Source organism: Cupriavidus necator N-1, assembly GCF_000219215.1.
In the GTDB taxonomy this organism is placed as follows: Bacteria; Pseudomonadota; Gammaproteobacteria; order Burkholderiales; family Burkholderiaceae; genus Cupriavidus; species Cupriavidus necator.
The window spans coordinates 95491-108544 of the sequence record NC_015724.1 but is presented as its reverse complement, the minus strand read 5'-3'; the positions used below and the strand labels follow the sequence as shown (position 1 = coordinate 108544).

Below are 13054 nucleotides of genomic sequence, written 5' to 3'. Positions count from 1 at the left end.
ACTCTATTAGGCCCGGAATTACTCCCTCCGCCAAAACACCGCAATCGAAACGAATCTGAATTGCAGATATAGGCGCAATCTAATTGGCCTCAGATTGCGCGTTTCCCGGCCGCCCGGCTCGCCGCGACCGACGACCTGGCCACCGTCACCGCCCGGCCCGTGCGCTATGCCGAAAACGCGGCAACGCTACCGACGTACCGCCACGCGGTCGAGCGCCTGATCATATGGGCAGTGCTGCAATTGGGTAAGCCTCGGTCCTCGCTCACCCATGAGGACCTGCTCGCGTACGAGCGCTTCCTGGCCGATCCGCAACCGGCCGCACGTTGGGTTCTGGCCGGCAGCAAAAAGCTCGCGCGCAACCATCCGGACTGGCGCCCCTTTGCCGGGCCGCTGTCGCCCGGCAGCGTGCGCCAGGCGATGGTCATCCTCAACGCCCTCTTCGCCTGGCTCACCGAAGCCGGCTACCTGGCTGGCAACCCGCTCGCGCTGGCCCGCCGCCGGCGCGCGCCCACGAGGCCGCGCATCACGCGCTACCTGAGCCATGACTTGTGGGCGGCCGTGAAAAGCACCGTCGCGGCGATGCCACCCGTGACCGAGCGCGAGCGCCTGCATGCGGCGCGCTGCCGTCGGCTACGTACGGTGCTCATCTGGGTGGGCTGCGGCCGTCGCGGGTCACCGGCACAGCCATGGGGGCATTCTTCTGCCGGCGCGATGCCCAGGGCACTGAGCGCTGGTGGCTGGAGGTGACCGGTAAGGGCAACAAGACCCGGCTGGTGCCGGCCACGGCCGAGCTGGCGCGCTACCGCCGCGCCAACGGGCTGCCGCCCAGCCCAATGCCCGGCGAGACGCGTCCGCTGGTGTTGCCGGTCATCGGCCGTGACAAGGGCAGCGACAAGGCCCTGTCACGCGGGGCGCTGCACTTGATTCTGAAGGAGGTTTTCGGCATGGCGGCCGACCGCCTGCGGGCGCGCGGGCCCGAATGGGAGAAGCCCAGGCCGATGTCCTGGCCAGTGCCTCGGCGCACTGGCTGCGCCACACCGCCGGCTCGCACATGACCGACCAGCAGGTCGACCTGCGTTTTGTGCGCGACAACTTTGGCCATGCCTCGATTGCGACCACCAGCGCTTACCTGCACAGCGAAGAGGATGCGCGGCACGAGGCGACACAGGAGCGGCATCGGATCGGCTGGAGCAGCAAGACCTAGGCGCGCGAGCATGCCAAGCCATGGCCTTTGCACACCTATATGAGCCGCACCTGCGGCTCAGCGCAGGATACGCGGCTGCTAAAATCGCTCCACGCGATTTACCACTAAATACGATGGGCTTCGAACAACTGGCGGCACTCAAAGCACAACTGGCAGCACAGGCAAAGGCTGAAAAGGCCGCAAAGGCTGCCGAGGTTCCGAAGCGGGCCACGCCGCCCCGCGCACGGGACGCTGCGCCGGCCAATTCGGCAAAGCCGGTCGATCCGGTGGTCCACACCATCGCCAGACTGCAACGGCGTTTTCCGCAAGCCTTTCCGAAGAACCCGGCGCCCAAGGTGCCGCTCAAGATCGGCCTCTTCGAGGATCTCCTCCCGCATGCCCAAAAGCTTGCCCTCACGGAGGCCGAATTGCGCGAGGCGATCAAGACCTGGTGCCGCGGCGCCCGCTACTGGGCCTGCCTCATCGAAGGCGCATCACGGATGGATCTGGCCGGCCAGGAGGCGGGGCAGGTTCGCCCGGAGGATGCAAAACGGGCGCAGCAACTGCAAGCGAGGCGTTCGCCGGGGGCACCATCCAAATCGGCGAAGGCGTCGCACCCCGTTGATGCGGCTCGATAGTTTCAAGTTATGGCATGGACAGCCGGCTCAGCGAAGGCGCACAGCAAGCCATCTCCGCGCCACGGCACCTGGGGGCGCGCTTATCCCACGCTGCCAGCTCGCCGGTCTTGGACGCATGGGCCGCAGCCTCTTCGAGCCAAGGTGCATGCGCCTTGGGCACGACCAGCATCGCCAAACCCAGTTCGTCCAGCACACGCAGGGCGTGCTCGAGATTGACGCCCTTGCGGTTCTCTAGCTTGGACAGCATGCCGATGGAGACACCGCAATGCCTCGCCGCCTGGTCTATGGGTATCCCTTCCCCTGCGCGGGTCGCTCCGCCCAGTTGGTGAATGGTCCGAATTGTCGCGCGCATAGGTGGCGTCGGATCAGAAGGCAAGCCAGCGTGGGGGCTGCTGGCCAGATTATTTCATGAAAGTGAAATTATAATCCGAAACGGGGTTGGCTGCCCCGCGGGGGACTACCCATGTCAGCCAGCGATTGATTGTTTCAGGCGAAGCTTGGCGATTAATTGCGTTTTAATCTCTGCTATTGGCGCTAGGTCACAGATGGGCCGGGAAGCTTAGCTCTGCCTCCCGCACCGGTCCGCCCAAGGCACTGGCACGTCGATGGTCGCCTTGTCTGACTCGACCACGATGACCAGTTGGTCGGCCGACACCTTGTCCCTGGCCGCACCGTCTCCTCCACCCTGCCACCATCCCCGATGCCACCATATTTTCCATGCTGAGCGCGCACTCATGGCAAGCACAGATCAGATAGAAGAAGGGGCCTTCTTGGAGACATCGATGTCGTAGCGCGCCAGCGCCTCGGCCACGAGCGAGGTGGGCACCGTGCCCTGTGCCGCAAGCGCCCGCAGCGCCGCCACGCAGACATAGACGCGATCGACCTCGAAGAAGCGGCGCAGCGTTGGCCGGTTGTCGCTACGGCCATAGCCGTCGGTGCCCAGCACCGAATAGGGCGCCTGCACCTAGGGCGCGATCAGCTGCGGATAGGCGCGTACGTAGTCGGTAGGGGCCACCACTGGCGCATTGCCGGCCAGCAGCGTCTCGACGTGAGCTGGCGACACCTCCGCCTGTGGATGATGCAGCCGCTGGCGGACCACCTCGCGCGCGTCACGCTCCAGCTCGGAGAAGCTCGTCACGCTGAATACTTCGCTGTCGACCTGCCAGTGTTCGGCCAGCATCTGCGCCGCAGCCTCCACCTCGCGCAGGATCGCGCCGCTGCCGAGCAGCCGCACTTTGCCCCGCCCGCCGCCTTCCACTTGTGCGAGCCGGTACATGCCGCGCACGATATCTCGCTCCACGCCGGCTGGCATCGACGGCTGGGCATAGTTCTCGTTCATCACGGTCAGGTAATAGAACACGTCCTCCTGCCGCTCCATCATTGCACGCATGCCTTCATCGACGATCACCGCCAACTCGTAGGCGTATGCGGGATCATAGGCACGGCAATTGGGGATGGTGGCGGCAATGACGTGGCCGGTGCCGTCCTGATGCTGCAGGCCCTCGCCGGAAAGCGTGGTGCGTCCCGCCGTGGCGCCGACCAGAAAGCCCCGCGCGCGCTGATCGCCGGCGGCCCAGATCAGGTCGCCAATACGTTGGAAGCCGAACATCGAGTAGTAAATGTAGAGCGGCAGCATGGCCGTGCCGTGCGTGCTGTAGGCGGTGCCCGCCGCAATCCACGACGACATCGCACCGGCCTCGGTAATGCCCTCCTCCAGGATTTGGCCCCTGACGTCCTCGCGGTAATACAGCATCGAGCCGGCGTCTTCGGGCTCGTACAGTTGTCCTTGCGACGAATAGATGCCGACCTGCCGGAACAGGCTGGCCATGCCGAAGGTGCGGGCCTCATCCGCCACGATGGGCACCACGCGTGGGCCAGCGTCTTGTCCTTAAGCAGGCCCGTCAGCATGCGCACCATGGCCATGCGTCGGCAAGATCAGCCGCCAGATAGCCGGTGACATGCATCAGCGCCGCGTTGTTCAGGCCATAGGTCAGCGCAGGCATCCAGGCCATGCTGCCAGACGCGCCCGCGATATTGATGATGCGGCCCGTGCCATCGTGCGGCATCAGCGGCAGGAACTCGCGGATCATGCGCAGTGCACCGACCGACTTGATCTGCACCTGGTTGATCCAGTCGCTGTCGTCCCAGGTGATCTCCCGGTCCTGCCGCTTGATGGCCGCGCCGGCATTGTTGACCAGGATGTGCGCCGCGCCGAAATGCTCGCGCACAGTCTCCGCGGCCGCCCGCACCGATGCCGTATCGGTGACATCGGCCTCAACCGGCAGCGCGTGCACGCTGAACGTCTCCTCGATGTCTTCAGCTGCCTGCACAAGCGCTTCCCGCCCACGGGCAACGAGAACGATGTTCACCCCTTCTGCCGCCAACGCGCGCGCCACGCCCTTGCCAACACCTTTGCTCGCGCCGGTGATCACCGCTACGCGCCCTTTAAGACCAAGTTCCATGACTCATGCTCCAAACGCCGAAAGATCCGGCCATCCAAAACAAAACTATCTTTAGCGTAAATATATACAAAACATGATTATGTATGTTGCATGGAAAACCCGCAGGCTGTCACGAGGGCAGTTCTTCGATGCGGATATCCGGCTGATGCGGGTATGGACGGATTCGACTGCTCTGCGTCGCACGCAGGCATGCGCTGACAGCCATCTGCTGCGCGATGGTCAGCATGTGACCGGCTTCGCGGATCGATACGCGCGCGGCGCGCGGATGGGTTGGGTCGGCTCGGCCTCACGCTCCGCCATCGCGAAAGGGAATGGCTGCAGCACTTGACCAATACCGAACTTTGCGGCATCGGCCATCTTTCAGTGCCGGGCAGCAGCATGAGCGGCTACGGCACGATGGGGCCAACGCACGCGTCAGCCATGCACGGCCAGGTTGCGCCAGCGGCCAGTGGCGCCCTGCCCGTGATTGGAGACGCTGCTCTTGCCGGCTTCGAGGGGCTTGAGCGTCATCAGGCCCACGCCAGGCGTGACACTATGGACCTCTACCGGGATATCAGCCACGGCATACATGCGCTTGCCGTCCAGCCACCATTCGCAAGCGCGCGCGCGCCGGTCGAAGCGGATCTCGTACCGGTGAAACTCGCCTGGACGGGACTGCGCCATCAGCGGGGACTGCACCACATGAATCCAGTCCTCTCCCGTGGGCACGATGCCCGGCAGGGCGAGACGCTCATAGACCACGCCGATGCATTTGCCCGACATGATGAAATCGAACACCATGCCGGTTTTGAAGTCCCCCAGGCTCAATACGGCGAAGCCGTCGAGCAGGTCGTCGGAATTGCCATTGTGGTTCTCGCAGGCCATCTCCCATGAAATCGTCGTGACGTCCGTCTCTGAGAGCGGCACCGGCTTTTGCATCACCATGAGCAACTTCGGGTTGTCGAACATCTGCACCTGGTCGTGCCGGATCCGGAACGTCTGGATGCTCGCCTGCAGCACACCGTCAGAGGCCTTCATCCGCAAGCCGGGATCGCGGAACGTCCAGGTGGCGCCATCGCCGGTCGGCAACTCGAGCGTGCGCCAGGTTTCCGGCGCCGGCTTCCCTGAATGGAATGGATCGAGAATGGTCGTTGGCATGTCATGGTCTCCGTAGCGCTGTATTCAAGAAAAGGTGCGGCCTTCAAAGGCCGCGATCTGCGATTGGCCGACCGGCCAGCCCGAGGCCGTTTCCGCCACAAAATCCTCATAGCAGCGCGGGGAATGCCCGAGCAAACTGGCAAGACGGCCGAGCTCTTCATCGGTGGCGACCAGACCATCGGTCTGCCAGGCAGTGAACATCATCTTCAGGTCCAGTGCGAACCACTGGGGAGCCCCATGGGTGAGCTGTTGCTGCTCCCACCGCTCCATGTCGTGGCCACCATACGCAATCGCCTTGCCCAGGACGGCCGACCATAGCGCCGCGGCGCGCTTGCCCGTAAATGGCTCCGGTCCGGCAATGGTGTAGGCCTGTCCGTCATGGCCATCGGTGGTCAGCACGATGGCCGCGGCCTCGGCAATGTCCCGCACATCGCACAGCGACGCGCCCAGGTCACCGAGCGGCTGCGGATAAATGGCATGCCCGAGCAAGGCGTCCCGGTACCAGTAGTCGTTCTGCATGAACACATTGGGACGGAGAAAGGTGTAGGGCACACCGCAGTCCCGTATCACCGACTCGATCAGCAGTTTCGAGCCAATATGCGGCACATGGCGCGGTGGCCTGGCGGTCTGGTGCACCGACAGGTAGACGATGCGCTTCACGCCTGCCGCGCGTGCCAGCGCCACGGCCGTCAGCCCTTCGTGCGCCTCGCTCGGGACGCCCGCCAGCAGCAGGAAGAGCGCATCGATATCCTCGAACGCCGGGCGGAGATCGGAGGGGCTAAGAAGGTCGCCCACCACGGCCTCCACGCGTGGCGAAATGGCCTTGGCGCGTTCCGCGCTGCGCGTCAGGATCTTGACCTGCACGCCCCGCGCGAGCAGCTCGCGCACCACCTGGCTGCCGGTGGTTCCGGTACCGCCTGTCACCATGACTTTCATTACCGCTCCTCTTCTCTTTGTGTTGGTGTTGGATTTCAGTGCCGGGCGCCGGATGCGCCGTCGGCGATTGCATCAACGGGCACCGGCGATCTTCCGGCCCTGCCTTCCGGCAGCAGCACCCATGCCAGCGCCGGCAACAGGATCAGGGCGCCGAGCATGTTCCACAGGAACATGAAGGCGAGCAGGACGCCCATATCGGCCTGGAACTTGATTGGCGACAGCGTCCAGGTGGCCACCGCAATTGCCAGCGTCACGCCGGTCAGCATCACCACCTTGCCGGTGAAGCGCAGCGCGCGCCGATAAGCCTGCGGCAGGCTGGCGCCGGCGCGCAGCTCGGCCAGCACGATCGTCATGATGTAGAGCGCGTAGTCCACGCCTATGCCAACCCCCAGCGCAATGACCGGCAGCGTTGCCACCTTGACGCCAAGACCCAACGCCACCATGAGTGCCTCGGCCAGCACCGAGGTAAGCACCAGCGGCACCACTGCACACACTGCCGCGCGCCATGAGCGGAATGTCAGCATGCAAAGGACGATCACCGCGCCGTAGACCCAGAACAGCATCTCGCGGCTGGCTTGCCGCACAACAATATTGGTAGCCGCCTCGATCCCCGCGCTGCCGGCCGCCAGCATGAAGCGTGCGTGCTGGCTATCGTGCGTCGTAGCGAAGGCCTCCACCGCGCTCACCACCCGGGCCAGCGTCTCGGCGCGGTGGTCCTGCAGATAGACATAGAGCGACAGCAGGTTGCACGCCTGGTTGAAGCTCTCGCGTGGCGATCGGTTGGCGGCCGTATTGAGCGTGGCCTGGTTCTGCACCAGCTCGTACCACTTCGGGCTGCCCTCCGCCATGCCCGCGACGACACGGCGCGCCAGCAGTGCCAGCGAGTTGGTGCCCTCCACGCCCGGCAGCTGCCTGAGCTGCCACTCAAGCGCATCCACCTGCCTGAGCGTGGCGTAGTCCGCGCAGTGCCCGTCCGGCGTGCGCACCATCACCACCAGCAGGTCGCTGCTGGCTGCGTAGTTGGCGGTCATGAAGCGATCATCGCGGTTGTAGCGCGAGTCGGCGCGCAGTTCCGGCGCGCCTTCGTCGAGATCGCCGACCTGAAGGTGCTGGCTGACCAGGTAGCCACCTAGGCCGAGCACGGCTGCCGGCAGCAACGCAGCCAGGGCCCATCGCGCGGTGGTGAAACGCTCCAGGAAACGCCATGGGCCGCCAGCTTGTGCCGGGGTGTCTTGCGAGCGCAGCGCCCTGGTCGCCGCCTTCGCGTCCACGCCGGTGTAGGAAAGCAGCACCGGCAGCAACACCAGGTTGGTGAAGATCAGAATGGCAACGCCCAGGCTTGCCACCACCGCCAGTTCCTGGATCACCGGGATGCGGATCACGAGCAGCACCGCGAAGCCGACTGCATCGCACAGCAAGGCGGACAACCCCGCCATGAACAAGCGCCGGAAGGTATAGCGCGCCGCAACGAGCCGGTGCATGCCACGCCCGATGTCCTGCATGATGCCGTTCATCTTCTGCGCGCCATGGCTCATGCCGATGGCAAACACCAGGAAGGGCACCAGCACCGAGTAGGGATCGAGCGCATACCCCAGCAGCGGCAGCAGCCCGAGCTGCCAGAACACCGCCAGCAGCGATGTCAGCACCACCAGTAGCATGCTGCGCAGGCAGCGCGTGTACCAGAGCACCGCCGCGGCGGCAATCACCACGGCCAGGGCGAAGAACACCATGACCTCGCCGATGCCGGTGATCAGGTCGCCCATCACCTTGGCAAAGCCGGTGACGTGAATGCGGATGTCCCTGGTCTCGTACTTCTGCCGCACGGCTTCGAGCGCATCCGAGAAGCGCTTGTAGTCGAGCGCCTGCCCGTCCCCGGGGTCTCGCTCCAGCAGCGGCAGGAAGATGATCGACGATCGATAGTTGCCGGCGACCAGCTGGCCGATTTCGCCCGACCGCTCCACATTGCGCCGCACCTGCTCCACGGTCCGCGTCGAGCCGTCATAGTCGTCGGGAATCACCGTGCCACCTTCCAGGCCCTCCTCGGTTACGCCAAGCCAGCGCGTGTTCGCGGTCCAGAGCGACTTCTGGTAGGCGCGATCGACACCGGGAATGAGGAAGAGCTCGTCGTTGATTGTCTTGAGCCGGTCCAGGTATCCGGCATCGAATATCGTCCCTTCACGCGTCTCCACCGCGACGCGCACCGAATTACCCTGACCACTCAGATCCGCCTTGCTCTGCAGGTAGTTCTGGATATACGGATGCGCGGCGGGAATCATCTTCTCGAAGTCGGCGTTCAACCGCACCCGCATCGCCTGCCAGCCGAGCAGCATGGTGACGATGACGCACAGCGCCACAATCCAGGCGCGGTGATTGAAGATGAGACGTTCGACCACCGAGCCCGAGCCGGCGTCGAAATCCTGGATATGCGGCACCACCTGCCAGTCGGCCTGGCCTGCCTTGCTTTGCTTCTGATGCATGAGAGGAAACTCCGGTTTGCATCACTGCCTGCCGGCTGTTGCTGGCGCCGCCGAACTGCCGCGTGCGCCCACCAGCACGATCCTGTCGCCCTGCTGCGCCGCGCCGGCGAAGGGTTGCGTGTGATCCGGCACCACGCGCACGAAGGCCTCCGGGCGCACCGGCTCGCTCACGAACAGTTCACCGGCCTGGGTCGCCAGCGCTGTCCTGCCGTCGGCCAGGGCCACGCCGCCGGTGATTGCGGCGGTGGTGCCGAGGGCCAGCCTCGACCAGTTCGCGCCCTGGTCGGTCGAGCGGAAGGCATTGCCGCGCAGGCCGTACACGATGACGCCGCCATCGGTCTGCACCAGTACGCCGAAGAACGTGCCCCGATATGGCGAGGCCAGCGGCCGGAAGGTTTCGCCGGCATCGGCCGAGCGCAGCAACAACCCTTGCTCCCCCGCGATGTACAGGTCGCGCCCCGCTCCCGCAATGCCATAGAGATGCAACGATTTGGGGTTGGGAATCCGGTCCTGCCACGGGACCCAGCGCCTGCCGCCATCGGTGGTGCGAAACGCAAGGTTGAAGGCGCCCACCACCAGTGCAGTGCTGGCGTCGGCCGTGTACAAGTCGAGGAATGGCTTGTCCGGCCCGTCCTCCACCAGTTGCTGCGCTTCGGCTCGCCGGGCGGGATCTTTTCCCGCGGCTGCCAGCATCAGACGGGCGGCGGCTTCACCATCAAGCTGCCGCGACCAGGTGAGGCCGCCATCGGCTGTGTGCAGCACCGTGCCGGCGTGGCCGGTTGCCCAGCCTTCCCGCGGCGTGGCGAAGTGGACCGAAGTGAGCGTGACGTCGGTTGGCGCACTGGCGTGGCGCCAGTTCCGGCTGCCATCGTCGGATAGCACCACCGTGCCGCGCTCGCCTACCGCCACCAGGCGCGTGCCGGCGCTCGCCACGCCAACCAGCGCCGCATCGTGGCGGAAAGCGCGCACCGGCTCCGCCGCCGCGGCGCCCTGCACCAGCGCGGCCGCCGTGGCGGCGCCGGCCAGCAGCAGGGCCAGACGGCCCGCGCCGCGCCGCCGCGGCGTTTTCATGCATGCAAACATGGCATTCGTCTCAACGTGGACCATCGCCGGCGTGCTAGCGCACGCCCTCGCCGGCCAGGGCCTCTGGCGAGAAGTAGCTGGAAGGAATGCGGTCGAGCAGCTTGTAGTGATAGCGGAAGCCGGGGCTGCCATAGTCCGGGAATGCTGCGGCCAGGTATGCACCGGAAAGCAGGTTGTAGATGCACCAGGAACTGGTGGCGTTGACGAAAGGGCCCTCGGGCACCACATACGGCATGGCGACCTGTACGCGCCACAACTGGCCCTGTGCATCCCAGCCCTCGCCCAGCACGGCGGCCCAGGTGTCCTCGTCGAGATACAGGCGGCGCTTGGGCACGACATGGCGCTTGCCCGGCGCCAGCTCGGCCTCCACCACCCAGACGCGATGCAGTTCCCAACGCATCGAATCGGGGTTGGCATGATGCGGCAGCAGCAGCTGTTCAAGCGAAAGGCCCTTCTGGTAAACCTTGTTGTTGTTGTAGGGGATGTAGATCTCTTTCTTGCCGACCAGCTTCCAGTTGTAGCGGTCCAGCTCGCCCAGGAAGACAAAGGCCTCGTCGAAGTAGCTCTGGCCGGAATTGATGTCGTCCGGCGTGTCGTAGCCAAGCGTGGGCGCCTTGCGCACGCGGCGCTGCCCGGTGAGGTATTCCCAGGCCTGGCGCGGCCGGTTGACCGCATCGACCAGCAGGAACTGCGAGCCGGCCTTGAGCGGCGGCTCGGTGGTGAAGATGCGCAGTTGCTGCGACTCGCCGGTGAACTTGTCCATGGCACCGCCCTTCTCGTAGTACGGGTACTGCGACTTGTTGTAGCCCTTGGTAGCCATGATCAGCTTGCCGTCCGGCGTGCCGACGTAGTTCACGAAGTAGCTGGAAACGGTCTCGCCCGTCCATTGCAGCTTGTGATTCCACATGGCCTCGTTGCCGTTCTTCGGAATCGGAAACGGAATGCCGCCATAGGCACCTTCCACCCACAGGCCGTTGTCGGTAGTGCGGGCGCGGGTGGCGTTCTGGAAGGTGTTGTCGTAGACCCATTGCGGCGCGGCGGCCGTGCGCCGGGTCGGGTAGACGTCAAGCCTGAATGTGTCGGGATACTTCTTCAGCAGTCCCTTGACGCCCTCGCTGAGCTTGTCGGCGTACTGCGCGGCGTTCTTCGCGTCGATCTTCAGTAGCGGCTTGTCGGCAGCGAACAGGTCGGGCGGCGGATCGCCGCTCTTGTAGTTCGGCGGCATCTGGGTATGCCCGCCCGTCCATGCGGGAATGCTGCCGTCCTTGTTGCCGGCGCGCTCGGCGCCGAAGGGCGTGAGCGTGGATTTGAGCGCGGCAGCTTCCTGCGCGCTGACCATGGCCTGCGCGGGCTGCGCCGCCAGCATGGCTGCGGCGAGCCAGGGCGTCACGATGGTCACGATGGAAAAGGGCTTCATCAATTGTCTCCTCTGTTTCAGAACGCGCGCTGGATCGTCAGCGACACGAAATCCCGGTCCTTGAAAGTCTGGCCGTAGGAATACGCCTGGCTGGCGGCGTTCGGCGGGGTCAGCACGGTCGCGGCCGGGCCGAAGTAATGGGTGTAGTTGAGGCCGATGTTCCAGACCTGCTCGTAGACGCCATTGACACCCACGCTCAGATCGCCGCCGCGATGCACGCCGAAGCCCGGGTTCAGCACCGACGACTTGCCGAACAGGCCGTAGCCAATGCCAATCGGCACGTTGATGTCGAGGCCGTTGATCACCTGGTAGTAGGCGGGCTGGAACACCATGCGGATGGCCCCGGCATCGCGCGTCGCGTTGGGATCCAGCGCGCCGCCATTGCGGCTTACGCCCAGGCGCCGGTTCCACGCAATCTCGCCGACGATGCTGCCGCCCTCCCACAGCGCCGTGGGCGACAGCAGGTTGATCCACGAAATCTGCCCATGCAAGGTATCGCCCACCGGGTACAACGGATTGCCGGCGTTGTTGGCGCTCATGCCGGGCGGCACGAACACCGAGCCACCGCGTGCAACCAGTGGCATGTTGTGCCGGTAAGACAGCTCGCCAGCCACGTTGGCAGTGCCCAGCGTGGTGGAGAAGCTGGTGCCGATCACTTTGATGTCTTCCGGGAACACCAGCTGGTACTGGCCCAGCTTGCCGGCAGCCAGGTCCTGCCCGGCAAAGCTGGTGTACACGACCGGATCCTTGGCGTGGAAATTCGCCGCGTACAGCCCGAATTCCGCATCGAGCCCGCGCGGGCGGTAGCGCAGCTGCACGCCGCCCTGGCCGGACGATTTCGCCTTGATGTCGCCGGTGCGGCTGAAGTACGCGCCGGGGCCGGCAAGAATGCGCTCGCCACCGGCGTCGAGGATATCCACCGCGGAAAAATAGCTGCCCACGCCCGGCAGGCGGTTGCGCTCCCAGTCGAACTGGTAGTAGCCGCCCACGGCCAGGTTCGGGGTGACCTGGACTTGCCCCGAGACCTGTGGCACCGGCCGGATCAGTTCCTTGAACTGTGTGTTCGGCACCGACAGCAGCTTGACCAGGTCGATCGGCGACTGCGCCGCCGCAATGCCGTTGTTGCCGAAGAAGAGACTCTCGCCATAGAGCACCGAATGCTGCCCCAGCCGCACGCTGACCGGCATCCCGCTCACTTCGACCTTGCCGAAGGCAAAGGCATCCAGCAGTTCCACATTGCGGCCGTTGATGGTACGCGTGCCGCCGGGGAAACGGTCGTGCGGCACCGATGCGGCGTTTGCCGTGGCGACAGAGTCGTTGTCGTTGCCGCGGTTGTAGACATCGTCGTACCATGCCGCGCCGCTCACGCGCACGCCGAAGTTGCGGTAGCTGACGTCGAACTCCGAGAGCAGGTCGACCCGGTTCGAGATCAGCCCCCAGCGCCGGAAGTTGCGGTCGCCATCGTCGGCATTGGCGTCGGCCGTCAGGGTGGGAGAGCGATCCTTGAGGCGCTGGGCCACGCTGTACTTGATGGTGTTGTCCCAGCGGATTGTCAGGTCTTCGTTATCGGTCGGAATCTGGAAAGCATGTGCGGGCGGCGCGGGCTGCGCGCACAAGGCCAGTGCCAGCGCGCCGGCGGCGCGGGCCTGGAAGGTGTTGGCGTTCAAGATGGTCTCCTCGCTACTTTATTCTTGTGTGTGCCGCATCGGCGGCCGCTCTCC

The 13054-nt window shown here is 65.2% G+C and carries 9 protein-coding genes and 2 pseudogenes; 2 read left to right on the top strand and 9 right to left on the bottom strand.

Going from position 1 to position 13054, the window contains the following annotated elements:
* Positions 1-108: 108 nt before the first annotated feature.
* Together CNE_RS37195 and CNE_RS37190 are read left to right on the top strand one after the other, a co-directional pair.
* Positions 109-1204 (top strand): annotated as a pseudogene (locus tag CNE_RS37195) (tyrosine-type recombinase/integrase); the annotation flags it as partial.
* Between the two features lie 113 nt (positions 1205-1317).
* Positions 1318-1821 carry a ProQ/FinO family protein gene (locus CNE_RS37190; protein WP_041229381.1) on the top strand — a complete coding sequence of 168 codons (504 nt, stop codon included), beginning with the start codon at positions 1318-1320 and terminating at the stop codon, positions 1819-1821.
* A gap of 7 nt (positions 1822-1828) precedes the next feature.
* Here CNE_RS37190 and CNE_RS42640 read toward each other — a convergent pair whose 3' ends face one another.
* The 9 genes and pseudogenes from CNE_RS42640 to CNE_RS37145 all read right to left on the bottom strand — a co-directional run bounded on the left by CNE_RS42640 (position 1829) and on the right by CNE_RS37145 (position 13000).
* Positions 1829-2068, bottom strand: coding sequence for an XRE family transcriptional regulator (locus CNE_RS42640; RefSeq protein WP_238553260.1), 240 nt, complete (start codon positions 2066-2068; stop codon positions 1829-1831).
* Positions 2069-2569: 501 nt separating this feature from the next.
* Positions 2570-3744 (bottom strand): annotated as a pseudogene (locus tag CNE_RS37180) (transketolase-like TK C-terminal-containing protein); the annotation flags it as partial.
* Positions 3723-4253, bottom strand: coding sequence for an SDR family NAD(P)-dependent oxidoreductase (locus CNE_RS37175; RefSeq protein ID WP_049800768.1), 531 nt, complete (start codon positions 4251-4253; stop codon positions 3723-3725). The gene CNE_RS37175 and the pseudogene CNE_RS37180, both read right to left, overlap by 22 nt.
* 444 nt (positions 4254-4697) lie before the next feature.
* A complete protein-coding gene (locus CNE_RS37170; RefSeq protein ID WP_013954198.1) occupies positions 4698-5420 on the bottom strand; it encodes a DUF6081 family protein in 723 nt (240 codons plus the stop codon).
* Positions 5421-5444: 24 nt separating this feature from the next.
* On the bottom strand, positions 5445-6356 hold the full coding sequence (locus tag CNE_RS37165; protein WP_013954197.1) for an SDR family oxidoreductase: 912 nt from the start codon (positions 6354-6356) through the stop codon (positions 5445-5447).
* A 35-nt stretch (positions 6357-6391) separates the two neighbouring features.
* Entirely contained in the window at positions 6392-8833 is a 2442-nt protein-coding gene (locus CNE_RS37160) for an efflux RND transporter permease subunit (RefSeq protein WP_013954196.1), read from the bottom strand.
* Between the two features lie 21 nt (positions 8834-8854).
* Positions 8855-9904, bottom strand: a complete 1050-nt coding sequence (locus CNE_RS37155) for a WD40/YVTN/BNR-like repeat-containing protein (protein WP_238553259.1) — start codon at positions 9902-9904, stop codon at positions 8855-8857.
* Between the two features lie 46 nt (positions 9905-9950).
* A complete protein-coding gene (locus CNE_RS37150) occupies positions 9951-11333 on the bottom strand; it encodes a DUF1329 domain-containing protein (RefSeq protein ID WP_013954194.1) in 1383 nt (460 codons plus the stop codon).
* A gap of 17 nt (positions 11334-11350) precedes the next feature.
* The gene (locus CNE_RS37145) at positions 11351-13000 is read right to left on the bottom strand and encodes a DUF1302 domain-containing protein (protein ID WP_013954193.1); all 1650 of its coding nucleotides are present in this window, start codon (positions 12998-13000) and stop codon (positions 11351-11353) included.
* Positions 13001-13054: the final 54 nt, after the last annotated feature.

Bases quoted from the DNA above. Each gene is read 5' to 3' on its own strand.
- CNE_RS37190 (WP_041229381.1), top strand. From the start codon at position 1,318: ATGGGCTTCGAACAACTGGCGGCACTCAAAGCACAACTGGCAGCACAG.
- CNE_RS42640 (WP_238553260.1), bottom strand. From the start codon at position 2,068: ATGCTGTCCAAGCTAGAGAACCGCAAGGGCGTCAATCTCGAGCACGCC.
- CNE_RS37170 (WP_013954198.1), bottom strand. From the start codon at position 5,420: ATGCCAACGACCATTCTCGATCCATTCCATTCAGGGAAGCCGGCGCCG.
- CNE_RS37165 (WP_013954197.1), bottom strand. From the start codon at position 6,356: ATGAAAGTCATGGTGACAGGCGGTACCGGAACCACCGGCAGCCAGGTG.
- CNE_RS37160 (WP_013954196.1), bottom strand. From the start codon at position 8,833: ATGCATCAGAAGCAAAGCAAGGCAGGCCAGGCCGACTGGCAGGTGGTG.
- CNE_RS37155 (WP_238553259.1), bottom strand. From the start codon at position 9,904: ATGAAAACGCCGCGGCGGCGCGGCGCGGGCCGTCTGGCCCTGCTGCTG.
- CNE_RS37150 (WP_013954194.1), bottom strand. From the start codon at position 11,333: ATGAAGCCCTTTTCCATCGTGACCATCGTGACGCCCTGGCTCGCCGCA.